We start from the raw sequence: 25,120 nt of genomic DNA, 5'->3' as shown, positions 1-25,120 counted from the left end.
ATTAAGGTTTTACTTCAAATATGAATGGGCCCTCATAATAGGCACCATTAGAACGGCATAAGTTGAAGGTGAACAGTTTTGGAACATATATTAGGACAAGAATGGGAAATTATCCCTGCTGGAGGCGCCACAGGAGAAGCCTTTTATGCACGATATGAAGACCAAAGGCTTTTTTTAAAGCGGAATTCTTCGCCGTTTCTTGCGGTGCTTTCGGCTGAGGGCATCGTCCCAAAGCTTGTTTGGACGAAACGGTTGGAAAACGGCGATGTGATTACCGCGCAGCAATGGCTTGAAGGCCGGGAACTAAAACCGTCTGAAATGAACAAAGAGCAGGTTGCTAAACTTTTAAAAAAAATTCACCGTTCAGAACCTATGGTGGGAATGTTGAGTAGGCTGGAAAAATCACCGTTGGACCCTGAAACGATTTTTCAAACGGTATTAAACGAATTAGATGAGGAATTGCTCAACCTACCGGAAGTTCAGAAAACAATCCATTTTTTAAAAAAAGAAGTGAAGAATATATATAGTGAGGAAAAAGTGGTTTGCCATGGTGATGTAAATCATAACAACTGGCTGCTGACAGAAGACAACCAGTTGTACTTAATTGATTGGGACGGGGCTATGATTGCGGATCCAGCGATTGACTTGGGAATGCTTCTATATCTGTACATCCCTGAAGAAAAATGGCAAGAATGGCTCATGATGTATGGTGAAAAGCTGACCGACCATTTAAAGTTAAGAATGAAATGGTATGTGGCGCTTCAAACCCTTTCTTCCATTCAATGGCATAAAAATAAAAATCGATTGGATGAAATGAATAAGTGGATTGCATTTTTAAATGAAATCATGTAATTAAGAAAACTGGTCGATTTCATTTACCCATTGTGACAGGTTCCCTTGATGACTGATAATATGCTGATCCAAGTCCGCCGTTCCGGCACCTGTTTGACTATATTGATAAATCTCCTGCAAAATGTTTTTCATATTTTGACTGACTTGTGTATTAACCATAAGCGATTTGACAAGACGTTCCAATTGTTCACACTCGGCAACGGTTCCACAGCAATCAGTTTGATGATTATTTAATATGTCCTTAAGCAATGTCACTTGGTGATTATAACTTAACGGCATGAGAGCACACCCTTTCAAGTTGGAATTTAAAAAGGAATTCACAGTTAGGTTGTGGATTCTTTTTTTGTTTATACATTTATGTAACCATCCATTCTAACGAATACTAATAACAATTATTGTAATAGGAGTGTCAAAATGAGACTGAGAAATAAACCTTGGGCCAAAGAAAAAATTGAAAGTTATCCGCAATATATTGTCCCTAATCCTGAAAATTTTAAAGGAAAATGGCATGAAGTATTTCATAATAATCAACCACTTCATATTGAGGTTGGGACAGGTAAGGGACGGTTTATCACAGAAATGGCAAAAGCCAATCCCCATATTAATTATATTGGAATCGAATTATACGACAGTGTCATAGTGACGGCTTTAGATCGTTTGATTGAAGCTGATTTGCCAAATTTAAGATTGTTAAATGTTAATGCAGCTGATTTGGACAAATATTTTGCAAAGAATGATGTAGAACGTGTATATTTAAATTTCTCCGATCCATGGCCTAAAAAACGTCATGAAAAAAGAAGATTAACTTACAAGGATTTTCTTAAACTTTACGAGTCCATTCTTGTTGATGGTGGTGAAATCCACTTCAAAACAGACAATCAGGGACTTTTTGAATATTCGTTAATGAGTTTTTCTGCTTATGGAATGTTGTTGAAATATATTAGCCTTGATCTGCATAATAGTGATTTTGAAGGCAATATCATGACAGAATATGAGCAGAAATTTTCCGAAAAAGGAAACCGTATTTATCGTTGTGAAGTGAAATTTCAAAATTAAGTTTTACGTGAGCTGACCCAAAAAGAGGTTGTTAAAAGCGACTTTCTTGGTCAGCCTTTTTGATAAGATTGATATAAAATAGAATTAAAAGAATATACAAAAGGGGAGTGTTCTTAAAAAGTTATATTTTTTGGGCACTCTCTTTTTGTTTTCCAGAAATATCTCTCAATGGTAAACTAAAGAAAAGGATGGGAGGTTGAAGAATGGAAACATTAAAGGTTGGCAATGTGACACTTACTTGGTTATCAGGAGGGGTAACGAATTTGGATGGTGGAGCCATGTTTGGAGTGGTTCCCAAGGCATTATGGTCTAAAAAGTATCCTGCAAATGAAAAAAATCAAATTGAATTACCGACAGATCCCATACTTGTCCAAACCGGAAATAAAAACATTTTAATTGAAGCTGGTCTTGGTAAAGGAAAGCTATCTGAAAAACAGTTGCGAAATTTTGGTGTAACCGCTGAATCAAATATTGAGGGCTCATTGCAGGAATTAGGTTTAACAACAAATGATATTGACTATGTCCTTATGACTCACATGCATAATGATCATGCAGGTGGATTAACAAAGATTGTTAATGGAACTTTTCAAACTACTTTCCCAAATGCGAAAATCGTTACATCCAGCATTGAATGGGAGGAAATGAGAAATCCGAATATCCGCTCCAAAGCTACATACTTTAGAGAAAATTGGGAAGCTGTTGAATCACAGGTAACACCGTTTGAACAATCATGGTCTTTTGGCCCGATTCAAATGATTCATACTGGCGGTCATAGTAATGGTCATTCAATTATTATTATTGAAGATGGGGGAGAAATGGCTATTCATTTTGGTGATCTTATGGGGACACATGCCCACCAAAATGTCCTTTGGGTAATGGCTTATGATGATTATCCGATGGACTCAATACGCGCCAAGCAAAAATGGCTTCCTTATGCATTAGAAAGAAATGCTTGGTTTACGTTTTATCATGATGCTTTTTATCGTGCGGTTAAATGGGGGCAAGATGGGAAGGAAATTACAGAAAGTCTTAAAAGACAGAAATAAGAATTCAAAGCCGGATCAAAATAAAATTGATTCGGCTTATTATGATACTTCCGAAAGGCGTTTAATATCTAACAGGGTTCCTGTTAAGGCGTCTGCAATAAATTCAAATTGTTCCGTCTTTCCATTGATATTTTTTGAAATTCCGCCTTTATAGACATGATATTGCACATCATGTCTTTCAAATGGTTCTGTCTTCATATGTATCCAAGAACCACTAATTGGTCCATTTTGTTTAAATTGCTCTTTTACATGCTTCAATACTTTCTCAGGTGAGATCTTTGTATTTTGAGAAATAAGTTTTTTAGCAGCAAATCCACCAGCAATTCCGACTGTTAGGCCAATAAAAAACGATTTCCAGTTCATCTCACGAACCCCCTTTGAAAAAAATGACAATTACAAATCTTCTTATAGTATATCTTATTTCTTTCTAAATAGGTAATATTACATATAGTTAAACGATATAATGGTAACCGGCAATAAGTTTCTGTAAAATAAAGTTATACATAAAATTGCGAAAATAATAAAGGAGTAAACAATGAACGAACAAACATTAAAGCTTTTTCAGACATTGACAGAGTTACCTGGTGCACCTGGCAATGAACATCAAGTCCGTAAATTTATGAAGGAACAGTTGTCTCTTTATGCGGACGAGATTGTTCAAGATCGATTAGGCAGTATTTTTGGTGTGAAAAAAGGGAATCCGGATGGTCCAACAGTTATGGTAGCTGGTCATATGGATGAAGTCGGATTTATGGTTACTGCCATTACCGATAATGGTATGCTTCGTTTTCAGCCACTTGGCGGATGGTGGAGTCAGGTATTGCTCGCTCAACGTGTTCAAGTAATAACAAATAACGGGCCGGTAATTGGAGTAGTAGGATCCATTCCGCCGCATCTTTTAGATGAAAAGAAGAAAAATAAGCCGATGGAAATCAAAAATATGCTCATTGATATTGGCGCAGATGACCGAGCGGATGCAGAAAGAATGGGAATTAAGCCTGGTCAGGCAATTTTGCCAATTTGTCCATTTACACCGATGGCAAATGAAAAGAAAATTTTAGCTAAGGCGTGGGATAATCGCTATGGCTGTGGATTAGCCATTGAATTACTTCAAGAGTTAAAGGACGAAACCTTACCAAATATCCTATATTCTGGTGCCACCGTTCAAGAAGAAGTTGGTTTACGTGGCGCACAGACAGCAGCTAATCTGATCCAACCAGATATCTTTTTTGCCCTTGATGCCAGTCCTGCTAATGATATGACAGGAGAAAAGTTGGAGTTTGGCCACTTAGGAAAAGGGGCGCTACTAAGAATTCTTGATAGGTCAATGGTTACCCATAGAGGAATGCGGGAGTTCGTCCTTGATATGGCTGAAACTCATGGTATTCCTTATCAGTATTTCGTTTCCCAAGGTGGAACAGATGCTGGTCGTGTTCATATAGCGAACGAGGGTGTTCCAAGTGCCGTCATTGGTATTTGTTCTCGTTATATCCATACTCATGCTTCAATCATTCACGTAGATGACTATGCAGCAGCTAAAGAATTGTTGATTAAATTAGTGAAAGCTTGTGATAAATCAACGGTTGAAAACATTAAAGCAAACAGCTGAATTATTTAGGAGGCATGTGGTGATTATGCCTCTTTTCGTATATAAAAATCTTGTTAGAGATACATTTAGAGAAAGGACAACAAAACATAAACAAAGAACGTATTTAGGAGTTACATCATGAAAATTATCATTGGTTCCAAAAATCCTGCAAAAATTGATGCTGTAAAAAATAGCTTTCAGAGAGATGATATAGAATTTATTTCTATTGATGTCCCATCTGGAGTAAGTAGACAACCATTTTCGGATGAAGAAACCATTCAAGGGGCCATTAATCGGGCTACCCGAGCATTACAGCAAGGAAATGGTGATATTGGCATTGGTCTTGAAGGAGGGGTACACGAGACAAGCCAAGGGCTATTCCTTTGCAATTGGGGAGCTCTTGCTGTGAAAGGTATTCAACCGATTATCGCAGGAGGTGCCCGTTTACTACTCCCAGAGGAAGTGGCGGAAAGACTAAAAGCGGGCGAAGAACTTGGGCCGATCATGGATGACTATGCAAATAAGAAAAATGTTAGAACAAAAGAAGGAGCCATTGGTATTTTTACAAATGGTATGATTAACCGCCGAGACATGTTTACCCATGTGACAAACCTTTTAGTCGGACAATATTTATACAAACAACAACATTTAGATAAACACAAGTAAAACAAACTGTTTATAATAGAAGCAAAAGTGATGACGCAAATCGTTAATTTCGTTAAAATAGATGAATAATTGGAGGGATTTAAATTGAAGCATCTTGAATCGATGGAACAATTTGAACAATTACGAGATAATGGTAAAACAATTTTTATGTTCTCAGCCAATTGGTGTCCGGACTGCCGGGTAATTGAACCAGTGCTTCCAGAAATTGAGGGAAAATTTAGTGAGTATACATTTATTCATGTTGATCGTGATCAATTTATTGATTTATGTCAACAACTTGATGTTTTTGGCATCCCAAGCTTCATTGCTTTTGAAAATGGCAAAGAGTTGGGGCGCTTTGTTAGCAAAGACCGTAAAACACAAGAAGAAATTGAAGCATTTATTTCAGGGCTAAAATAATAGGAATACCTCCACACCTTTTGAAGTGGAGGTAATTTCATGTAAAATAGAACGAAACTCCATATTCACGGAGGGATAATCATGAAAATGGATAGTAATAAAATGGTGCGGGAACTAAAGTCCCGTCTTACAAGAGAAGACCGGGTTCTCACCTATGATCGAAAAAAAGACAAACTTCGAATCGAAAGCAAATTGACTGGAAAGGGAATTACCCTCTCCATCGGCGGAGTTGTTTCCAAATGGCATAATGAAAAAGAAAAGGCCATTGATGAAATTGTATATTATGTTGAAGAAGGTTTGCGGGCCATGGAAGATAATGTCCAGCTGACGGATCATGAGAAAAAGATATTTCCGGTCATCCGTTCTTCTTCATTCCCAAAAGAAGCAGAGGAAGGGGTTCCTTTTTTAATTGATGATCATACAGCTGAAACAAAAATATATTATGCCTATGATATGGGAACAACTTATCGGCTTATTGATAAGAAAATAATAGAAAAAGAAGGATGGAAACCTGAAAGGATTAGGGAAATTGCGTTATTTAATGTTAGATCGCTTTCGACAATGGTAAAAGAAGATCATGTTGCAGGAAATATCTTCTATTTTCTTAATACAAATGATGGTTATGATGCTAGCCGAATTCTAAACAAGGGCTTTCTCAATGAAATGGAGAAGAAGATTTCTGGTACAATGGTAGTTGCCGTTCCCCATCAAGATGTTTTAATCATAGCAGATGTCCGAAATAACAGAGGCTATGATGTAATGGCGCAAATGGCAATGAGTTTTTTTGCTAGCGGCAGAGTTCCAATTACCGCTTTATCCTTTTTATATGAAAATGGGGAATTAGAACCTATTTTTATTTTAGGAAAAAATAAATAATGGGGATACAGGAGAAGATCACTTTTCATTAGTGATCTTTTTTCGTAAGATAAGGAAGTATTTTTTTAACCTTGAGAACTTTTGAGCGTAATATTTCTAGTGGCGTATGGCACCGCTCTTCTCGCCATGGATCAATCAACATCGAATTGCTTCAAGCAATTCGTGTTTCATTTATTCCAGACGCAGAGAATCTACCCATACCACTATGCAGCAGAGCATTTACCCTTTAATGATTCCTTAGAATCTTGTCGAAAAACTAAGAAATACTGATAAAATAGAATGATAGAAGAGTGTAGAAAGAGTGATTGTTTTGAGTTGGTTCCAAACCTTTTTTCAAAAATTTAAGAAAGAGGAAGAATTTACTTACGAAGATGATTATACGGAAAATGATTTCCCAAGTTATCAAAGGGAAAGTACAAAAGATGTCGAAGCTAGGATTTCCTATCAATATCCAAAATCGGATTACCGACCTTTATTTGAAAAATCCAACCCCGTAAAAAAAGTCTCAAGAAATAGACGGGAAAGAAATATGGAACAAGACAAAATGGAGTCGACAGAAGTCAAAACCAAGGAAAAAACCGTTCCAAAAACTTTAAAGGTAAAAACCCTAAAAAAAAGCGGTCCATTTCATCCAACAGAAATCCCATCCCCCATCTATGGATTTAATCGGCCGAAAAAATCTGAAATGGTAGTAGAACATGAGTTAACCCAGTTTCTTAAGGAAGAGGAACAAGACTACTTACAACCGAAGGAAAATGCCCCTTTAGAGTCGAATGATGTGGATCAAGTATTTGCATATCACCCTGAAACAAACTTAAATGATTCTGAAATCGTACAGGAAGAAACAGAACAACCAAATATTAGAAAGATAGATTTTATCTCAAATGTTTCGAATGAATCAATGAAAGATGTAAAAAGGGAACCATCAATTAGAGAGGATATTGATACAACAAAACCAAAATTAGTGGATGAGGTTCCAGCCATCGTGAGGAAACAACAGGCAGAAAGAAATGTAAACCGAGAAAATGAGGAGGTTGTATCAAGTGAACAACCACCAAACCCAATAGCAAAGCATTCGAGCCTACCATTAGAATCGAATGATGTGGTACAAGTACATACATATTATTCTGAAACAAACTCAAATGATTCTGAAATCGTGCAGGAAGAAACGGAACAACCACATAGTAGAAAGATAGATTCTGCTTCAATTGTTACAGATGAATCAGTAAAAGAAATAAAAATGGAACAGCCAATTAAGGAGGAAGCTGATCATACAGAACGAAAATTGGTAGATGAGGTTCCAGCCATTGTGAGAAAACAACAGAGAGAGGGTACTGTAAACCGGGCTGATGGGGAGATTGTACCAAGTGAACAACCACCAACCCCAAAACCAAAGCGTTCACGCCTGCCATTTAATGTACTCATGTTAAAACAAGATCGGGTGAAATGGGAGGCACGACAGAAAAGAAATCGGGAGGAATCGAAGAGGGAGCTTTTATTACAAGGTAAAGAGGAGAAGCAAGCAGAACCATACATCGAGACTAAGCCCCCTTTCATTGATGAAGACAATGAAAAAAAGGAGTCACTTGCTCAGCCAAGACACGAGCAAATAAATGAAAGCAGTGGACAAGTGGACAAAGACACTATTGAAATATCCCATTATATGTTCCCAAATTCGAACTTATTGCACCCTCCAGTATCTGATGTAATAGATACCGAGTGGTTGCTTCAACAGGAGGAATTGTTAAATCGTACTCTTCAAAACTTTAATGTTGGTGCAAGGGTGGTTAATGTAACACAGGGGCCATCGGTCACAAGGTTTGAGGTACAGCCGGAACCGGGTGTAAAAGTAAATAAAATTACCAATTTAAGTGATGATATAAAGTTGAGTTTGGCGGCCAGAGATATTCGGATCGAGGCGCCGATACCAGGGAAGCATACGATCGGAATTGAGGTACCGAATCAACATTCCCGTCCGGTAAGAATTAGTGAACTTATTCTTAGTGATGTATTTCAACAATCAGCATCTCCGCTCACAACCGTCCTTGGACTTGATATTGAAGGGAAACCGATTGTTACAGATTTGAAAAAAATGCCTCACGGACTTATAGCTGGTGCAACGGGTTCAGGAAAAAGTGTATGTATCAATTCTATTTTGGTCAGTCTGTTATTTAAAGCTGCTCCTCAAGATTTAAAATTGTTGCTGATTGACCCTAAAATGGTCGAACTTGCACCATATAACCGGATTCCTCATCTTGTTAGCCCGGTTATTACGGATGTGAAAGCAGCAACGGCAGCTTTAAAATGGGCAGTTGAAGAGATGGAGAGGCGCTATGAGTTATTTGCCCATACGGGTGTACGAGAAATTAATCGTTATAATGAACTAGCCATAGAGCAAAAGCGCTATTCAGATAAACTCCCGTATATCGTGATTGTCATTGACGAATTAGCAGATTTAATGATGATGTCACCGGCTGATGTGGAAGAGGCCATCTGCCGAATTGCTCAAAAGGCAAGAGCCTGTGGCATTCATCTAATCATTGCAACCCAACGACCATCTGTGGATGTCATTACAGGTTTAATTAAGGCAAATATTCCGACACGTATTGCCTTTTCTGTTTCCTCCCAAGTAGATTCTCGGACGATCATAGATATAAGTGGAGCAGAGAAATTATTAGGCCGCGGGGATATGCTCTTTCTTGAAAATGGTACTTCCAAGCCAGTCCGGCTTCAAGGAACATTTGTAACGGATGAAGAAATTGATGCTGTTGTGGATCATGTGAGAAGGGAACAGGAACCAGACTATTTGTTTGTTCAAGAGGAACTGATTAAAAAGGCTCAAATAACAGAAGAAGAGGATGAGCTGTTTTATAGTGTTTGTGAATTCATTATCGAACAGGGTGGGGCTTCTACTTCTAGCTTGCAGAGGCGCTTCAAAATTGGTTATAACCGTGCGGCAAGATTGATGGATATGCTTGAACAACACGGGTTTATTTCAGGTGCTAATGGAAGCAAGCCACGGGAAGTTTTAATTACAGAAGCGGAATTAGAACAGCTCCTCGAATCTGGTGTACATTCATAATCTATAGTATTCTATGAACACAATGGTTAAAATAATATAATGGAATAACATAACTGAAATCAAAGTGTCATCAGACAAAAATAGTTTTTATAGATGAAAAGTGCTATAATATTGAAATATGATTTTGTATTAAACAAGATGTTCGTCACTACTTTTCTGATGAGCAAATACAGACAGATGTCATATACTGTTTTACAGAAAGACGTTGGTTGGAGGTTCTTTTATGACTATTTACCATTTTGTAGGTATAAAGGGGTCTGGGATGAGTGCGCTTGCCCAAGTGTTACACGATATGAAATTTCAAGTGCAAGGATCTGATGTCGAAAAACGCTTTTTTACCCAGGCTGCCCTTGAAGAATCGGGGATTAAGATCCTCCCATTCCAAAAGGAAAATATTCAACCAGGAATGACTATTATTGCAGGTAATGCTTTTCCTGATACCCATGAGGAAATTCAAGAAGCGATGAGGCTTGGTCTTCCTGTTGTACGTTATCATCGCTTTTTAGGCGATTTCATGCAAAATTTTACAAGCATTGCTGTTACAGGTGCACATGGGAAAACTTCAACGACCGGTTTGCTTTCCCATGTCATTGCAGGTGCTAAGCCTACTTCGTTTCTCATTGGCGACGGTACAGGAAAAGGGCAGGAGGGCGCTGAGTATTTTGTCTTTGAAGCTTGTGAATATCGAAGACATTTTCTCTCCTATTTTCCTGACTATGCAATCATGACAAATATTGACTTTGATCATCCTGATTATTTTGCCAATATTGATGATGTATTCTCTGCGTTTCAAGAGCTCGCTGTACAGGTGAAGAAAGGTATCTTTGCTTATGGTGATGATGAAATGCTTCAAAAAATTCAAGCTAAGGTACCAGTTCTTTTCTATGGATTTGAGGAAGAAAATGATTATCAGGCAACGAATGTTGTAAAAACAACAGAGGGAACAAGTTTTGATGTATTTATCCGTAATACGTATTATGATACATTTTTCATCCCGACCTATGGCGATCACAGTGTATTAAATGCACTCGCTGTTATCGGTGTATGTCATTATGAAGATATTGATGTAGAGATTGTGAAAGAACGATTAAAGACATTCCAGGGTGTAAAACGAAGATTTACGGAAAAAAGAATGGACGACCAAATATTAATCGATGATTATGCTCATCATCCGACAGAAATAAGAGCAACGATTAATGCTGCCAAGCAAAAATACCCTGATCGTCAAATTGTGGCTGTATTCCAACCGCATACTTTCACACGCACGCAAGCTTTTCTGGAAGATTTTGCTGAAAGTTTGCGTCAGGCGGATAAAACTTATTTGTGTGAGATTTTTGGCTCAGCTCGTGAAAAGCATGGAAAGCTTTCTATCCACGATCTACAGGAAAAAATTCCAAACGCAGAAATCCTTACAGAGGAAAATACATCTGTATTGAAAGAATACAAAAATAGTGTGATTATTTTCATGGGAGCAGGAGATATTCAAAAATTTCAGGAATCCTATGAAAAACAATTAGTAGAGTAATGTAAAGGGATGCCGGTGTGCGATCCCTTTTTATTTAGGCAAAAAATTTAAAAACGGAAGCAGGAAAATAAGGTACTAAGATGGAAGTAGTATAAGATAGTGTGCATGTTTATATCCGGACTGGTTAGGTTATACATAGATAATACGGAGGTTTTGTCATGGAAATCATTTTATATTTAAGTATCGCTTTGATAGCGATCGCGTTTTTTGTGCTTGTCATTTATTTATCAGCAACCCTTAAATCACTAAAGGTAACTCTTAACAGTGTTTCAGATACAATAAAGGGACTGGAAAAACAGTTGGAGGGAGTGACAACGGAAACTACTATATTGCTAAAGAAAACTAACGAACTTGCTGATGATATTCAGCAAAAATCTGAACAATTAAATAGTGTAGTAGACGCGGTAAAAGAAGTTGGCACTTCTGTTCGAAAGTTTAACGGTTCCTTAAAACATATTACTGAATCAATCGATGAACAAGTGAAAGAAAGTAAGGAAAAAGTTTCTCAAATTATTCAATGGACAAATGTTTTCTTTGAATTAAAGGATAAATGGAAGGAAAGAAAGCAAGCAGCAAATGAACAAACAGTCTATAAAGAAAAACAAAGGGTTCGATCCCATTAATAGGAGGCGAAGTAAAATGTCAAAAAGGGAAATTGAAGCTCGTGAAACCCGAAAAGAAGTTACTTCAAGCAGTTTTTTACTGGGAGCAATTATTGGTGGTGTGGTAGGAGCAGCAGCTGCACTGTTGTTAGCACCGAAATCAGGAAAGGAAATACGTAAAAGTATAACTGGACAAGCAGATACAATTATCGAAAAATCAGCTCCATTACGGGATAATGTGAAATCAAAAACCATTTCCCTTACACAAGGAATTGCTCAGCAGTCTACTGATTTATTCAAAAAGGTTACAGGAAAACAAGCTAATGAGGAGGAAATTCTGGAAGGATCAGAAATTCCTTATATCCCTCTTCAACATCCGCAGGAACGTTCTGGAAAGAAATCTAAAAAAGATAAAGGAACCATTGACAGCGAAGTAATTAGAAAAAAATTAGCTGAAACTCAAAAAGCCTTCGAAGAGGAAGAGAATAAAGTTAAGATTTAATGTTCTACAGAACGAAAACAGTTTATTTGTTAAAAAAACAGGTGAAGTGATAAAATGACTTCACCATTTATTTTTTTGGGAGGGCTTATAAGATGATTAAAAAAATTGATACGATTGAACAATTTGAGGAAGTATTAACAAAAGAAGAAACATTTTATCTTCTAAAGCACAGTTTAACATGTCCAATTAGCCAAGAAGCCTATAATGAATATGAAAAATTTTCTAAGGAAAATCCATCCATTCCAGCTTATTATTTGGCTGTACAGGAGGCACGACCATTATCAAATGAAATTGCAGAAAAATTTGCGATTAAACATGAATCTCCTCAGGCAATTTTATTTTCAACTGGAAAAGCTGAATGGAATGCGTCTCATTGGAAAATAACGAAGAAGTCTTTAGAACAAGCTATTAATGGTGAACATTAATTAAAACATACAGGAGAAATTTTTGCAAAATACACACAATATGGCTTAGATGTGAATAAAGTAACCAAATAAACAGGAAAATACTTTAGTGCTTAAAAGCGTTTAATTATTGAAGAGGGTTGTGTTTTCAGTTATAATAGTCCCTAATTATAAAATATTTTTATTTTTATAAATTTTGTATGTAAGAGAGCTAACTTAATTTTACTAAGATGGAAGGACGGGGAAAAAGATGAGCAAAAGTGAATTAGATCAATTAAGAGACCGCGTAGATGAACTAAACTTGGAACTGTTGAGGTTAATCAATGAAAGAGCTCGACTCGTCCAAGAGATTGGGCGTGTAAAAGAAAGCCAAGGAGTTTACCGCTACGATCCAGTCCGTGAGCGAATTATGCTTGATAAAATTAAGGAACATAATGATGGACCATTTGAAAACTCAACCATCGATCACATCTTTAAAGAGATTTTTAAAGCAAGCTTAAACTTACAAAAAGATGATCATGAGAAGGCATTATTAGTTTCTAGGAAAAAGAAGAAAGAAAATACCATTGTAAACGTAAAGGGCGAGCTGATCGGGGACGGCAAACAGCACTTTGTTTTCGGTCCATGTGCGGTGGAATCCTATGAGCAAGTCGCTACTGTGGCGAAAGCCATGAAGGAAAAGGGATTAAAACTATTACGAGGCGGAGCTTATAAGCCAAGAACTTCCCCATACGACTTCCAAGGTTTAGGAGTAGAAGGGTTAAAAATATTAAAACGTGTGGCAGATGAGTTTGATATGGCTGTCATAAGTGAAATTGTTAACCCAGCTGATATCGAGATGGCCATTGATTATATTGATGTGATTCAAATTGGTGCTCGAAATATGCAGAACTTCGAATTACTAAAAGCTGCAGGGGCAGTAAATAAACCTGTCTTATTAAAACGCGGTCTTGCAGCAACGATCGAAGAATTTATCAATGCGGCTGAATATATTATGGCTCAAGGCAATGGACAAATCATCTTGTGTGAGCGTGGTATTAGAACGTATGAAAGAGCCACAAGAAATACACTTGATATTTCAGCAGTGCCAATTTTAAAACAAGAAACGCATTTACCTGTTATGGTTGATGTGACTCATTCAACAGGTAGAAGAGATTTACTATTACCTGCTGCCAAAGCAGCAATCGCCATTGGTGCAGATGGAGTGATGGCAGAGGTTCATCCAGAACCGCGTGTTGCTTTATCCGATGCACAACAGCAAATGAACCTTGAACAATTCGACCATTTTTATAATGAGCTTCTTGCATCCAATTTCGTACGGGTGTAAACTAAATGAGAAAACCTTCTGCAATTTATATGCAGAGGGTTTTTTCAGGTTCAATGAATTTTATTGCTCAAGATAATTGCGGCTTTTCCCTTATTGTCGTATCATTAAATACATGATTTAGATGGAATAAAATCTCACAAATAAATCGAAATAAAATTAATTTTGGACATGAGTAATTTTTCATTACTGCTGCAAAATAAAGAAAAATAAGGTTCGTATTTAGGAGAGTGTTACAAGTGAATAATATTACAATTTATGATGTTGCCCGTGAAGCGAATGTTTCAATGGCAACGGTTTCCCGTGTAGTGAATGGGAATCCCAATGTAAAGCCGGTTACCCGTAAAAAGGTATTAGAAGTTATTGAAAGATTAGGGTATCGCCCAAATGCAGTAGCTAGAGGATTAGCAAGTAAAAAAACAACAACAGTTGGTGTGATAATACCAGATATTTCTAATATCTTTTTTGCAGAATTGGCTCGAGGAATTGAAGATATTGCAACGATGTATAAATACAATATCATTTTAAGCAATTCTGATCAAAACAAGGATAAGGAATTGCATTTATTCAATACCATGCTAGGTAAGCAGGTAGACGGAATTGTCTTCATGAGTGGAAATATCACTCCTGATCATGTAGCAGAATTTGAAAAATCTCCTGTTCCAATTGTTCTAGCAGGGTCCATTGAAGAATCAGAAAAAATTCCATCCGTAAATATTGATTATGAACAGGCAACATATGACTCAGTAAAGGAATTTATCGATCGTGGTCATAAGCATATTGCCTTTGTAATCGGGCCGCTTTATGAACCTGATATAACCAGTAAAAAGTTAAATGGATATAAAAAAGCACTAGCAGAAGCCAATATTCCATTTAATGAAGAATTCATCATTGAAGGGGATTATTCGTATGATTCTGGAATCGAAGCTTTTGAAAAGCTGTTAGAGCTTCCTAACAGGCCAACTGCCATTCTTGTCGGTGCTGATGAAATGGCACTTGGTGTTGTCCATGGTGCTGAAGATAAAGGTTATCGTATACCAGATGATTTTGAAGTTATCACCTCTGATAACACAAGACTTTCTTTGATGGTTCGTCCACAACTGACTACCATTGTCCAACCGTTATATGATATTGGTGCAGTTGCGATGCGTCTTTTGACAAAGCTCATGAATAAAGAAAAAGTTACAGATCATATTGTAGTGTTACCACATCGTATTGAACACCGCCAATCAACAAAAGAATAAAAATTCAGGTCGGCTATGGCGCCGACCTGTTTCTATTTATAACATTTTGTTTTTTTGATGTTGTCGAATCGGATATAATGCTTTTTCAAGTGTGAGTAAGTTTTTCTCTGTTATTTCAGCCTTCCGTGGAATTGGAGGATAAATCCCATCAGGATCGTCCCATTGTTTTGGTAATTCCACTGGTGCAGCATTTTGCCATTGGTTGATCCAAGCTTTCGGTAAATCGCCGAAACATCCTGAGTTTTCAGTCATCTCTAACCAAATAAGTGACCATGCCCGAGGAACCACTCGCCAAATATCATAGCCTCCTCCTCCAACGGCAATCCATTTGCCACCGCAATATTGATGGGCGATTTGATGTGCCAGCTTAGGAATTTCACGGTAGATTTTCATAGTGGCAGATAAATGAGATAAGGGATCGTAATAATGAGAATCTGCACCATTTTGGGTGAGAATGACATCTGGTTTAAAAAAATCAGCAACTTCTTGGAGTGCATGTGTGTAGACATAAAGCCATGATTCATCTTCCGTAAACGCATCGACAGGAATGTTAAATGAAAAGCCATAACCGGCTCCTTGACCTCTTTCATTAATGTTCCCGGTCCCAGGAAATAAATAGCGCCCAGTTTCGTGAATTGATAAAGTGCATACATTTGGGTCATCATAAAAAGACCATTGAACACCATCTCCGTGGTGCGCATCGGTATCCACATATAATACACGGGCATTATATTTTTCTTGTAAATATTTAATGGCTACGGAACTATCATTATATATGCAAAATCCTGAGGCTTTTCCACGAAATCCATGATGGAGACCTCCCCCTAAATGAAGAGCATGAAGTGCTTTTCCTGTCATAACCTGATCAACAGCAGTAAGTGTGCCTCCAACGAGAAGGGCACTAGCTTCATGCATGTTCGGAAATATGGGGGTATCTTCAGTCCCTAGTCCATAGTTTTCCGCAATTTCTTTTGGAAGTTGTCCTCGGCCAGCTTTTTTGACTGCTTCAATATAGCTTGGATCATGGATGAGGGTTAACTCTTCATCTGTTGCCATTCTAGGAGGGATGATATGATCTGTATCTAACGCGCTCATTTTCTTTAGTAAGTCTACAGTTAGTTTAAGCCGGAGTTGGTTAAAAGGATGATGGTTGCTGAATTTATAGTTCAGCAAATCCTCTGAAAAAATAAAGCAGCAACGGTCTTTCATTGAGAAATCCCCGGAAGATTCGGCCATAAAACTTGATAACCCGCATCCTTCAATTCTTGTATTAGGCCTGTTGGATTCATCATTTGTAGCCTGATGACGAGAATTTTGTATTGATCATCCTTTTTATCCGGATAAACTAGGACACTTAAAATATTGGCATGTCGATTCCGGATTATTCCGGCAATTTCACATAGGACACCTGAAATATTTGGAACTCGGATTTCAATTTGTGAACTAGGTTGATGGACACCCGTTAACTCGATCATCGTCCGCAATAAATCCGTTTCCGTTACAATTCCGACTAGCTTTCTATTATTAATAATGGGTATACAGCTAATTTTATGCTCATAGAAAAGGGCAGCAGTTTCTTCTACGAAATCGAGAGGATGGCCGGTAATAACGTTTTTTTCCATAATTGTTTCCAACGGCTTTTTTAATATTTCTGGATGTTCATTCGCGTGAAAAATGGATGGGGTGGCTTCTCTAATTTTTGCAATTGTTACAAGCCCCACCAAATGTTGCTCATTGTTAATAATGGGAATGTGACGGATTTTTCTTAACTCCATTAACGCCATCGCATCTGCAATGGTATCAGTTGGAGAAAGTGTAGCTACATCCGACTTCATAATTTCTTCCACTATCATTTTATATCACCTCGCGTTCAGGTCGCCTTAATACATGAAACGGTTCATAAACCGTAGGCGGTCGAATTTTTGAATGGACTCAGTATCCACACGTTTTCCGATTTTAGCCATTAAGCAATTGGCTGGATGGGAACATATTTCTGGGTCATCCGTTGCAAACCATTCTAGCCCTCCGGCATTCATCATTTTTTCCATGACTTTTCGATATTCCCACACATTTAATCCAGTTCCTTTTAGGTCCCAATGCCAATAATATTCCGTTGTGATTATAATGTAATCCTCCATAGCATCGTCCATCATGGATACAATGAGAAGGTTTTTACCGACCGAACAACCTCTAAATTGTGGAATGACTTCAATTGCACCTAATTCGATTAAATTATCCATTTTTCCTTCCGACCATCGTTCTAGTGGGTCAGGGTATAAAAATGTGACATAGCCCACAATTGTATTCTGATGACGAGCAATAATAATTCTTCCTTCGTTAAGATTAGCAATTTCAATTAATGCCTTATGTTGCTGATCTGGTGGTCGAAAGGCTACCAAGTCTTTATGAAATTCATAGCTCGCAATTTTATCAGAAGAAATAGGACCTTCTATAATTAATGTTCCATAGGGAGTTTTTAATTCCTTCGCATTATAAGTTTTTTTATGCTCCATTTGGTCACCGCCTGGAAAAAATCTATTACATTTCAATTCTATTATACATAAAGTTTATTTTTTTAAAGCGTTTTCACAAAATTTTCTTAAAATGAACAGGCTGTATGTTTTACTGTAAATAGGAAAATAGTAATTTTTAGAAAAAATATTTTTTAAAAATTGTGAATAGTGTAAGTTTGTACTATAATATTCTCAAATACAACAAAGGGGGAGATTTAATGAAAGTGGAAGCGTTACCAGTTGTTCAAGGTGATTATAATTTAAAAAATTATGAAGAAACCTATAAGAACTTTGACTGGAAAGAGGCTGAAAAAGCATTCACTTGGAGTGAAACCGGTCTAATGAATATGGCTTATGAAGCGATTGACCGACATGCAAGCACGTTCCGAAAAAACAAGGTAGCCCTATATTATCGTGACGCTTCGAGAAATGAAAAGTATACCTTCAAGGAAATGAAAGAACTTTCGAACAAAGCGGGAAATGTATTAAAAAATTATGGGGATGTAGAAAAGGGAGATCGTGTATTTATTTTCATGCCCCGTTCTCCAGAACTTTACTTTACAGTACTGGGTGCAATTAAACTTGGAGCTATAGTTGGTCCTTTGTTTGAGGCGTTTATGGAAGGGGCAGTCAGAGACCGTTTGCAAGACAGTGAAGCAAAAGTATTAGTGACAACACCAGAGTTATTAGAGCGTGTTCCAGTACAAGACTTACCGGCATTAAAGCATATTTTCGTAGTCGGAAAAAACGTAGAAGAAAACGGCCAAATTATTGACTTTCTGGAGAAATTTGAAAAAGCAAGTAAAGAGCTTAAAATTGAGTGGGTTGAAAGAACGGACGGACTGATTCTCCATTATACCTCTGGTTCTACCGGCAAGCCAAAAGGAGTACTGCATGTACATAATGCAATGATTCAACATTATCAAACGGCAAAATGGGTACTAGACTTAAAAGAAGATGATGTTTATTGGTGTACGGCAGACCCTGGCTGGGTGACTGGAACATCTTATGGAATTTTCGGACCTTGGCTGACAGGAACGTCAAATGTGATTGTGGGTGGACGTTTCAGCCCTGAAGCTTGGTACCAAACGATTGAGGATTTCGGAGTAACAGTGTGGTACAGTGCGCCGACAGCCTTCCGTATGTTAATGGGAGCAGGAGATGAGCTGGTTAAACAATTTGATTTAAGCAGCCTTCGTCATATTTTAAGTGTAGGTGAACCATTAAATCCTGAAGTAGTGAAATGGGGAGCGAAAGTATTTAATAAGCGAATTCATGATAACTGGTGGATGACAGAAACGGGTGCTCAGCTGATTAGTAACTACCCTTGTATGGAAATTAAGCCTGGTTCGATGGGGAAACCAATTCCGGGTGTAGTTGCAGCAATCGTTGATAATCAAGGAAATGAACTTCCTCCGTATCGAATGGGGAATCTTGCTATTAAGAAAGGCTGGCCATCCATGATGCATACGATCTGGAACAATCCAGAGAAATATGAATCTTACTTCATGCCAGGCGACTGGTACGTTTCTGGAGATTCTGCCTACATGGATGAAGATGGGTATTTCTGGTTCCAAGGTCGTGTCGATGATGTCATCATGACATCGGGTGAACGGGTAGGACCGTTTGAAGTAGAAAGCAAGCTCGTTGAACATCCGGCTGTGGCAGAAGCAGGTGTTATTGGAAAGCCAGATCCGGTCCGCGGGGAAATTATTAAAGCGTTTGTTGCATTGCGTGCAGGTTATGAGCCTTCAGAAGAGCTCAAAGAGGATATTCGGCAATTTGTGAAAAAAGGTCTGGCCGCTCATGCAGCTCCACGTGAAATTGATTTCCGTGATAAGTTGCCAAAAACCCGAAGCGGTAAAATTATGAGACGTGTTTTAAAAGCATGGGAGCTGAACTTGCCAACCGGCGATCTTTCTACGATGGAAGATTAATAGCAATGTAAAGAAAACACCATCGCACATTCTTGGTAAACGATTATTGTAGACTAGAAAGAAAATAAACTATAATCTAGGCGGCTTTAACTCTATTTCGATAGGGTTAAGGCCTTTTTGTATTCTTATTGCTTATAACAATAAATGAATGAATTCGTATGAAAAGGTATTTTATTTCGTCATTTTCCTATTTGATTATTCCTATAGAAAATTTTCTCTTATAACCCATAAAAAAGGATTTTGGGATATTCAGTTCCCAAAATCCTTTTACATTAATACTTGATCAACGTATACTTCTTCTTGCCTCTTCTGATAATCGTAAACTGGCCTTCAATTCGGTCCTTTTCCTGTAAAACATAGGTAGAATCGGTTACTTTTTCACCATTAACTGAAATGGCTCCATTTGTAATATCTTCACGGGCTTGTCGCTTGGATGGAGATATTTTTGCAGCCACTAAAAGGTCGACTAGATTTTCTTCCCCTGCAGCTTCGTAGCTCGGCATTTCCTTAAAGCCTTGTCTAATCTCAGTGGCTGTAAGGTTTTTCACGTCGCCACTAAATAATGCTTGTGAAATTTTTATGGCTTGTTGCAATGCTTCTTCCCCATGGATCAGACGGGTCATCTCTTCGGCTAATGCTTTTTGTGCTTTGCGAAGATGCGGTTCTTCTTGTACACTTACTTCTAATTGCTCGATTTCTTCACGTGTTAAGAATGTGAAGTATTTCAAGTATTTCACTACATCTGCATCCGCTGTATTTATCCAGAATTGGTAAAACTCATATGGAGTAGTTTTTTCCGGATCGAGCCATATTGCGCCGCCTTCCGTTTTACCAAACTTTGTTCCATCTGCTTTTGTGACAAGTGGAATTGTCAGACCGAATGCTTTTGTCTCTTCCGTATGCATTTTTCGGATTAATTCCAATCCAGAGGTAATATTTCCCCATTGATCACTGCCACCAATTTGCAATTTACAATCATAATGGTCATATAAATAGTTAAAATCCATTGCCTGTAAGATTGTGTAGGTAAATTCCGTAAAGGAAATGCCTGTTTCAAGTCGGGAAGCAATGGTATCTTTAGCCAACATATAGTTAATCCCAATATGCTTTCCAATATCACGCAAGAAAGTAATCACATTCATGGAAGAGGTCCAATCATAGTTATTCACCATGATGGCGCCATTTTCCCCTTCAAAATTAAATATAGCAGCCAGCTGCTTTTTAATGCTTTCCGCATTTTTTTGAACCGCTTCTATTGTTTGCAACTTTCGTTCTTCACTTTTTCCACTAGGATCCCCAATTAGTCCAGTAGCACCGCCGACTAATACAATCGGACGATGGCCATGTTGCTGAAATCTTTTTAACGTTAAAAATGGTACTAAATGGCCAATATGCAAGCTATCAGCACTTGGATCTGTTCCACAATAGAGGGAGATTTTTTCTTTTTCTAAGAGCGCTTTTAATCCTTCCTCATCTGTTTGTTGATAAATAATACCTCGCCATTTTAAATCCTCTAATAATTCCATCTTCAAGACCTCCATTCAAAAATAAAAACGCCCCTGCAGCATGCAGGGACGAATCATCGCGGTACCACCCAGCTTGAGGAATAGAATCCTCCAACTCAAACAAAATAACGGTTATAACCGGTCTCTGCTACTAGTCCTTTCACAGAGAAAGCTCTGGGATGTAATTCATTCTTCTATTTGTAGCAGCTTGCACCGACCGCTGCCTCTCTAAATAAACAGGGATAGAAGAACTACAAATCGGTTCCCTTCATAGCCTTTAACTTTAATAATATCAACTTACAGCATTTTTAACATACATTGGCCCCTATGTCAAATGGGAATTTTAGAAATGTAGAACCTTGTCATTTTTTGTTCCTACCATATGCTATAATGAGAATGATTTTAATAGAGGTGATGCTATGAATAAAAAATGGAGGAAGTGGTTGGAGCAAGCTAAAAGTGCGATTGGCTTGATAACGAATAAAAAAACGGTAAAAGGTGCCCGAATAACCTATCAAGTATTATGGAATTTGTTCCTTCTCCTTCTTACTGTCGTAATTTTAGGAGGAGCTTTTGTGGTCGGTGCCGGTGCAGGCTATTTTGCATCTCTCGTTAAAGATGAACCAGTCCGTTCTTATGACAGTATGAAAAAGGATATTTATAATTATACAGAAACGTCGGAATTATATTTTTCTAATAATGTTTATTTAGGAAAGCTTAAGTCGGATTTGGAACGAGAAGAGGTTAAAATTGACCAGGTTTCTGACTACTTAATTAATGCGGTGATCGCTACGGAGGATGAATACTTTTACAGGCATAATGGAGTCGTTCCAAAAGCTGTTTTCCGAGCCCTCTACCAGGAGGTAACGAACTCTCCCGTTCAATCTGGGGGAAGTACTTTAACACAGCAGTTAATCAAAAATCAAATATTAACAAACGAAGTTTCTTTTCAGAGAAAGGCAATTGAAATCTTACTTGCTCTAAGGCTAGAGAAATTTTTTGATAAAAAAGAAATATTGGAAGCGTATTTAAATGTGGCGGCCTTTGGAAGGAATTCTTCAGGTAGGAATATTGCCGGAGTTCAAGCAGCAGCAAAAGGGATATTTGGGAAAGATGTAAGCGAATTGACTCTTCCGCAAGCGGCATTTATTGCCGGATTGCCACAAAGCCCATTTGGATACACACCTTTTACAAATAAAGGGGATCTAAAATCAAATTTAAAACCAGGGCTAACAAGAATGAAAACAGTTTTAAACAGAATGTATGCCAGTGGCTATATCAATCAAAAGGAGTATCAAGAGGCACTTCAGTATGATATTACAAAAGATTTTATTGCGCCACAGCCGAGCTCGACGGATAAGTATCCTTGGCTGACAGTTGAAATTGAGAAGCGAGCCATTGATGCTCTAATAACGGTACTAGCGAAAAAAGACGGCATTTCTGAACAGGATGTAAGGAAGAATGAAAACCTTTATTACAAATATAAGGCAATGGCACGAAATGATTTACGGCAAAACGGGTACCAAATTCATACGACCATTGACAAAGAAATATTTGATGTGATGCAACAGGTCAAAGATCAGTATAAACATTACGGTCCGGATAAACTTCAAGAGAAAATCGATCCAGAAACTGGGGAAAAGATGAATGTTATGGAGCCTGTTGAGGTTGGTGCCACTTTAATTGAAAATAAAACGGGAAAAATTATTAGCTTTGTGGCAGGGAGAGACCATAACAGACAAGAACTAAATCATGCCACAAGTTCCATTCGCCCGAACGGTTCGACGATGAAGCCGCTCCTTGTGTATGCTCCAGCGATTGAACTTGGTATAGCATCACCAGGAACCGTACTGCCAGATGTTCAATTACGATTGGATCGAAGCAGGAGCACTCCATGGCCATATAACTATGATCGACGGTACAGGGGCTTAGTTTCAGCAAGGGATGCCTTGGCAAAATCCTATAATGTGCCAGCAGTAAAATTATATACGCAAATTATTGAGCAGCAGCCAGCAAAATATTTAGAAAAAATGGGCTTCACGTCCTTGAAAAAGCCGGATTATACCAATCTATCTACCGCGCTTGGAGCAATGGAGGCGGGGGTAACAGTAGAAGAAAACACAAATGCTTTTAGTACCTTTGCTAATGGTGGAAAATTTATTGATGCCTATCTAATTGAGAAAATTGTTGATAAAAATGGAAAAACAATTTATCAGCACCAAGTTAAGCCGGTGGATGTGTTTAAACCACAGACTGCTTATTTAACTATTGATATGATGCGTGATGTCATTCAAAATGGGACAGCCGCCGGAGTAAAAAGCAAATTGGCCTTCAAGGCAGATTGGGCAGGAAAAACAGGAACAGGTAATGATTTTCACGATTCCTGGTTTGTGGCAACAAATCCTAACGTTACATTTGGGATTTGGACTGGATATGATACGCCAAAATCGTTGAAAAGCTCAGGAATGGCCTATAATCAGAGGACAAATAATCTTTGGGCGGCATTAATCAATGCGGCATATAAAATAAGACCTGACTTAATTGCGCCAAAAGAGTCTTTTGAAATGCCTGAAGGTATTGTAAAACGAAATTATTGTGCGGTTTCAGGCTTACTGCCTTCTGAGGCTTGTTCAAAAGCTGGATTAGTTGAAAGTGATTATTTTCATGTGAACGCTGTTCCAACAAAAGTTGATGACAGCCTTATTGAAGGAAAATTCGTCACAATAGGGGACAAAAAGTATTTAGCAATGGACTCTACTCCGGATGAATTTGTTCAAGCGGGTGTTATTTTAAATCCTGATTTTATTGAACGGATGGTTGGTAAGGATTTCAATCAAATGAACCAGTTAATTCCAAATACAGATAAGTGGGAAAAAGTTCTTCCTTCTAGTGCCAACAAGATGTCCGATAACGGAAAGAAACCGGATAGTGTGATTGTAAGTGTGGCAAATAATACGTTGAAGTGGACTGCGGTGTCGGATAAGGATGTTGTTGGATATCGTGTATATCAAGTAAGCGAATCAGTGAATAAAATTGCTAGCATTAAGAGTGGTGAGAGCTTATCTTATCAAGCAGGAAATGGTATTTATTATGTGACCGCTGTTGATATTGCTGGAAATGAATCTGCTCCATCTAATTATGTTGAAATTCGGGCTGAAAATGATACATGAACCAAAGTCTGATTTATAGTTAAAAGAAAGACCCTCACTAAATGGTGAGGGTCTTTTGCAGATATAAATTTTTATAAGAGTTCTACAAAATTTATATCGTAAGAGAGTTCATTCAGTTGGAGCAAAATCTAAAACAGGATATAGAAGATATAGAAGAATAATTTGAGATCACATTAAAAAAATTTATAAAACCAATCCCTTTGATGGGAGCTCCTTCTATTAATGAATAGATAGTATAAACAAGAGAGAGTGTTTACTACAAGTCTCTCTTGTTGTTCTATCTTTCTCTTTTTACCTATATTATCTATTATTTTTTTCGACCGTCTTATTAAAATACGATATAAACAAATTGTTTTTCGGTGTATCTAAAGTTGTTTTATTTCATTATTTTTTTCTAATTATTTATTTTTGAATATACATTTTTATATTTTGTCCTAGTATAATTTCATAATAAAAGAAAAAGCCCTAAAACCTTGTTTATCAAGGTTTTAGGGCAATTACATGTTGGACTATACAATCCAATTTTATTAACGAGAGTATAGAACTCAATGACATTAAAAGCCCTTATTTATAAATTACTTGCCCCAAAGTTTGCCCCATTTGCCTCTAAAACTTGATTAAAAAGGGCTACAGATTTTGATTCAGCTTCTTTAAGTACGTGACCGTAAGTTTTAAATTCTCTTGTGGTGTATGTCCTAACCGTTCGGCAATGACTTTCACATTTTAACCACTATATTCATAAAATCGTACAATGGGTGTGACGTAATCTATGCATGGTAACACCATCAAGCGACACTTCAATAAGGAATGCTCTATTTGAATCCGATAA

At 37.6% G+C, this 25,120-nt stretch carries 22 protein-coding genes and 1 other annotated feature; of the genes, 16 read left to right on the top strand and 6 right to left on the bottom strand.

Going from position 1 to position 25,120, the window contains the following annotated elements; translation table 11 throughout:
• Positions 1-78 precede the first annotated feature (78 nt).
• Positions 79-852: a phosphotransferase family protein gene (locus G4Z05_RS06925; protein WP_038536776.1), complete on the top strand. Its 774-nt coding sequence runs from the start codon at positions 79-81 to the stop codon at positions 850-852.
• On the opposite strand, the gene G4Z05_RS06920 is transcribed toward G4Z05_RS06925, so the two are convergent.
• Positions 853-1,131, bottom strand: a complete 279-nt coding sequence (locus G4Z05_RS06920) for a YtzH-like family protein (RefSeq protein ID WP_163251148.1) — start codon at positions 1,129-1,131, stop codon at positions 853-855.
• A 135-nt stretch (positions 1,132-1,266) separates the two neighbouring features.
• Here G4Z05_RS06920 and trmB point away from each other — a divergent pair, with 135 nt between their 5' ends.
• The gene (trmB, locus tag G4Z05_RS06915; RefSeq protein WP_163251147.1) at positions 1,267-1,908 is read left to right on the top strand and encodes a tRNA (guanosine(46)-N7)-methyltransferase TrmB; all 642 of its coding nucleotides are present in this window, start codon (positions 1,267-1,269) and stop codon (positions 1,906-1,908) included.
• 203 nt (positions 1,909-2,111) lie between these two features.
• Entirely contained in the window at positions 2,112-2,954 is an 843-nt protein-coding gene (locus tag G4Z05_RS06910; RefSeq protein WP_163251146.1) for a YtnP family quorum-quenching lactonase, read from the top strand.
• A gap of 39 nt (positions 2,955-2,993) precedes the next feature.
• Here the strand turns inward: G4Z05_RS06910 and G4Z05_RS06905 are convergent, their stop codons facing one another.
• The gene (locus G4Z05_RS06905) at positions 2,994-3,317 is read right to left on the bottom strand and encodes a PepSY domain-containing protein (protein WP_163251145.1); all 324 of its coding nucleotides are present in this window, start codon (positions 3,315-3,317) and stop codon (positions 2,994-2,996) included.
• A gap of 172 nt (positions 3,318-3,489) precedes the next feature.
• On the opposite strand from G4Z05_RS06905, the gene G4Z05_RS06900 reads away from it, so the two are divergent.
• From G4Z05_RS06900 to ccpA, 11 genes are all read left to right on the top strand, one after another.
• The gene (locus tag G4Z05_RS06900; RefSeq protein ID WP_163251144.1) at positions 3,490-4,563 is read left to right on the top strand and encodes a M42 family metallopeptidase; all 1,074 of its coding nucleotides are present in this window, start codon (positions 3,490-3,492) and stop codon (positions 4,561-4,563) included.
• 117 nt (positions 4,564-4,680) lie between these two features.
• Positions 4,681-5,208 carry a DUF84 family protein gene (locus tag G4Z05_RS06895; protein ID WP_163251143.1) on the top strand — a complete coding sequence of 176 codons (528 nt, stop codon included), beginning with the start codon at positions 4,681-4,683 and terminating at the stop codon, positions 5,206-5,208.
• A gap of 84 nt (positions 5,209-5,292) precedes the next feature.
• Positions 5,293-5,607, top strand: coding sequence for a thioredoxin family protein (locus tag G4Z05_RS06890; RefSeq protein WP_163251142.1), 315 nt, complete (start codon positions 5,293-5,295; stop codon positions 5,605-5,607).
• A gap of 87 nt (positions 5,608-5,694) precedes the next feature.
• Positions 5,695-6,483, top strand: coding sequence for a DUF1444 domain-containing protein (locus G4Z05_RS06885; protein ID WP_163251207.1), 789 nt, complete (start codon positions 5,695-5,697; stop codon positions 6,481-6,483).
• Positions 6,484-6,793: 310 nt separating this feature from the next.
• Entirely contained in the window at positions 6,794-9,565 is a 2,772-nt protein-coding gene (locus G4Z05_RS06880) for a DNA translocase FtsK (protein WP_205597470.1), read from the top strand.
• Between the two features lie 223 nt (positions 9,566-9,788).
• Positions 9,789-11,090 (top strand): UDP-N-acetylmuramate--L-alanine ligase, encoded by a 1,302-nt coding sequence (murC, locus tag G4Z05_RS06875; protein WP_163251141.1) that lies wholly within the window; start codon positions 9,789-9,791, stop codon positions 11,088-11,090.
• A gap of 158 nt (positions 11,091-11,248) precedes the next feature.
• Entirely contained in the window at positions 11,249-11,713 is a 465-nt protein-coding gene (locus G4Z05_RS06870; RefSeq protein ID WP_163251140.1) for a DUF948 domain-containing protein, read from the top strand.
• Positions 11,714-11,729: 16 nt separating this feature from the next.
• Positions 11,730-12,194 (top strand): YtxH domain-containing protein, encoded by a 465-nt coding sequence (locus tag G4Z05_RS06865; RefSeq protein WP_163251139.1) that lies wholly within the window; start codon positions 11,730-11,732, stop codon positions 12,192-12,194.
• A 92-nt stretch (positions 12,195-12,286) separates the two neighbouring features.
• Positions 12,287-12,619, top strand: a complete 333-nt coding sequence (gene ytxJ, locus G4Z05_RS06860; protein WP_163251138.1) for a bacillithiol system redox-active protein YtxJ — start codon at positions 12,287-12,289, stop codon at positions 12,617-12,619.
• A gap of 229 nt (positions 12,620-12,848) precedes the next feature.
• A complete protein-coding gene (locus tag G4Z05_RS06855) occupies positions 12,849-13,925 on the top strand; it encodes a bifunctional 3-deoxy-7-phosphoheptulonate synthase/chorismate mutase (RefSeq protein WP_038536751.1) in 1,077 nt (358 codons plus the stop codon).
• Between the two features lie 236 nt (positions 13,926-14,161).
• Positions 14,162-15,166 carry a catabolite control protein A gene (ccpA, locus tag G4Z05_RS06850; protein ID WP_163251137.1) on the top strand — a complete coding sequence of 335 codons (1,005 nt, stop codon included), beginning with the start codon at positions 14,162-14,164 and terminating at the stop codon, positions 15,164-15,166.
• 36 nt (positions 15,167-15,202) lie between these two features.
• Here the strand turns inward: ccpA and G4Z05_RS06845 are convergent, their stop codons facing one another.
• Genes G4Z05_RS06845 through G4Z05_RS06835 form a run of 3 tightly spaced genes read right to left on the bottom strand, consistent with a single transcriptional unit; the run spans position 15,203 to position 17,679 of the window.
• Positions 15,203-16,375 (bottom strand): acetoin utilization protein AcuC, encoded by a 1,173-nt coding sequence (locus tag G4Z05_RS06845; protein ID WP_163251136.1) that lies wholly within the window; start codon positions 16,373-16,375, stop codon positions 15,203-15,205.
• Positions 16,372-17,019 (bottom strand): acetoin utilization AcuB family protein, encoded by a 648-nt coding sequence (locus G4Z05_RS06840; RefSeq protein ID WP_163251135.1) that lies wholly within the window; start codon positions 17,017-17,019, stop codon positions 16,372-16,374. The genes G4Z05_RS06845 and G4Z05_RS06840 overlap by 4 nt, the downstream gene beginning before the upstream one ends.
• Before the next feature lie 27 nt (positions 17,020-17,046).
• Positions 17,047-17,679 carry a GNAT family N-acetyltransferase gene (locus G4Z05_RS06835; RefSeq protein WP_163251134.1) on the bottom strand — a complete coding sequence of 211 codons (633 nt, stop codon included), beginning with the start codon at positions 17,677-17,679 and terminating at the stop codon, positions 17,047-17,049.
• A gap of 218 nt (positions 17,680-17,897) precedes the next feature.
• Between G4Z05_RS06835 and acsA the strand changes: the two genes are divergently transcribed.
• Complete coding sequence (acsA, locus tag G4Z05_RS06830) at positions 17,898-19,616, top strand: acetate--CoA ligase (RefSeq protein WP_163251133.1); 1,719 nt, start codon at positions 17,898-17,900, stop codon at positions 19,614-19,616.
• A 272-nt stretch (positions 19,617-19,888) separates the two neighbouring features.
• On the opposite strand, the gene tyrS is transcribed toward acsA, so the two are convergent.
• Positions 19,889-21,142: a tyrosine--tRNA ligase gene (gene tyrS, locus G4Z05_RS06825; protein WP_163251132.1), complete on the bottom strand. Its 1,254-nt coding sequence runs from the start codon at positions 21,140-21,142 to the stop codon at positions 19,889-19,891.
• A 41-nt stretch (positions 21,143-21,183) separates the two neighbouring features.
• Positions 21,184-21,402: a binding site (T-box leader), on the bottom strand.
• 138 nt (positions 21,403-21,540) lie between these two features.
• Here tyrS and G4Z05_RS06820 point away from each other — a divergent pair.
• Positions 21,541-24,291 carry a transglycosylase domain-containing protein gene (locus G4Z05_RS06820; RefSeq protein ID WP_163251131.1) on the top strand — a complete coding sequence of 917 codons (2,751 nt, stop codon included), beginning with the start codon at positions 21,541-21,543 and terminating at the stop codon, positions 24,289-24,291.
• Positions 24,292-25,120: the final 829 nt, after the last annotated feature.

The sequence above is a fragment of the Neobacillus thermocopriae genome (genome assembly GCF_010975035.1).
In the GTDB taxonomy this organism is placed as follows: domain Bacteria; phylum Bacillota; class Bacilli; order Bacillales; family Cytobacillaceae; genus Neobacillus; species Neobacillus thermocopriae.
This window is presented reverse-complemented; position numbering and strand designations above follow the sequence as displayed.

Coding starts and splice junctions, on each gene's coding strand:
- G4Z05_RS06920 (WP_163251148.1), bottom strand. CDS start 1,131: ATGCCGTTAAGTTATAATCACCAAGTGACATTGCTTAAGGACATATTA.
- trmB (WP_163251147.1), top strand. CDS start 1,267: ATGAGACTGAGAAATAAACCTTGGGCCAAAGAAAAAATTGAAAGTTAT.
- G4Z05_RS06910 (WP_163251146.1), top strand. CDS start 2,112: ATGGAAACATTAAAGGTTGGCAATGTGACACTTACTTGGTTATCAGGA.
- G4Z05_RS06905 (WP_163251145.1), bottom strand. CDS start 3,317: ATGAACTGGAAATCGTTTTTTATTGGCCTAACAGTCGGAATTGCTGGT.
- G4Z05_RS06900 (WP_163251144.1), top strand. CDS start 3,490: ATGAACGAACAAACATTAAAGCTTTTTCAGACATTGACAGAGTTACCT.
- G4Z05_RS06895 (WP_163251143.1), top strand. CDS start 4,681: ATGAAAATTATCATTGGTTCCAAAAATCCTGCAAAAATTGATGCTGTA.
- G4Z05_RS06885 (WP_163251207.1), top strand. CDS start 5,695: ATGGATAGTAATAAAATGGTGCGGGAACTAAAGTCCCGTCTTACAAGA.
- murC (WP_163251141.1), top strand. CDS start 9,789: ATGACTATTTACCATTTTGTAGGTATAAAGGGGTCTGGGATGAGTGCG.
- G4Z05_RS06870 (WP_163251140.1), top strand. CDS start 11,249: ATGGAAATCATTTTATATTTAAGTATCGCTTTGATAGCGATCGCGTTT.
- G4Z05_RS06865 (WP_163251139.1), top strand. CDS start 11,730: ATGTCAAAAAGGGAAATTGAAGCTCGTGAAACCCGAAAAGAAGTTACT.
- ytxJ (WP_163251138.1), top strand. CDS start 12,287: ATGATTAAAAAAATTGATACGATTGAACAATTTGAGGAAGTATTAACA.
- G4Z05_RS06855 (WP_038536751.1), top strand. CDS start 12,849: ATGAGCAAAAGTGAATTAGATCAATTAAGAGACCGCGTAGATGAACTA.
- G4Z05_RS06845 (WP_163251136.1), bottom strand. CDS start 16,375: ATGAAAGACCGTTGCTGCTTTATTTTTTCAGAGGATTTGCTGAACTAT.
- G4Z05_RS06840 (WP_163251135.1), bottom strand. CDS start 17,019: ATGATAGTGGAAGAAATTATGAAGTCGGATGTAGCTACACTTTCTCCA.
- G4Z05_RS06835 (WP_163251134.1), bottom strand. CDS start 17,679: ATGGAGCATAAAAAAACTTATAATGCGAAGGAATTAAAAACTCCCTAT.
- acsA (WP_163251133.1), top strand. CDS start 17,898: ATGAAAGTGGAAGCGTTACCAGTTGTTCAAGGTGATTATAATTTAAAA.
- tyrS (WP_163251132.1), bottom strand. CDS start 21,142: ATGGAATTATTAGAGGATTTAAAATGGCGAGGTATTATTTATCAACAA.
- G4Z05_RS06820 (WP_163251131.1), top strand. CDS start 21,541: ATGAATAAAAAATGGAGGAAGTGGTTGGAGCAAGCTAAAAGTGCGATT.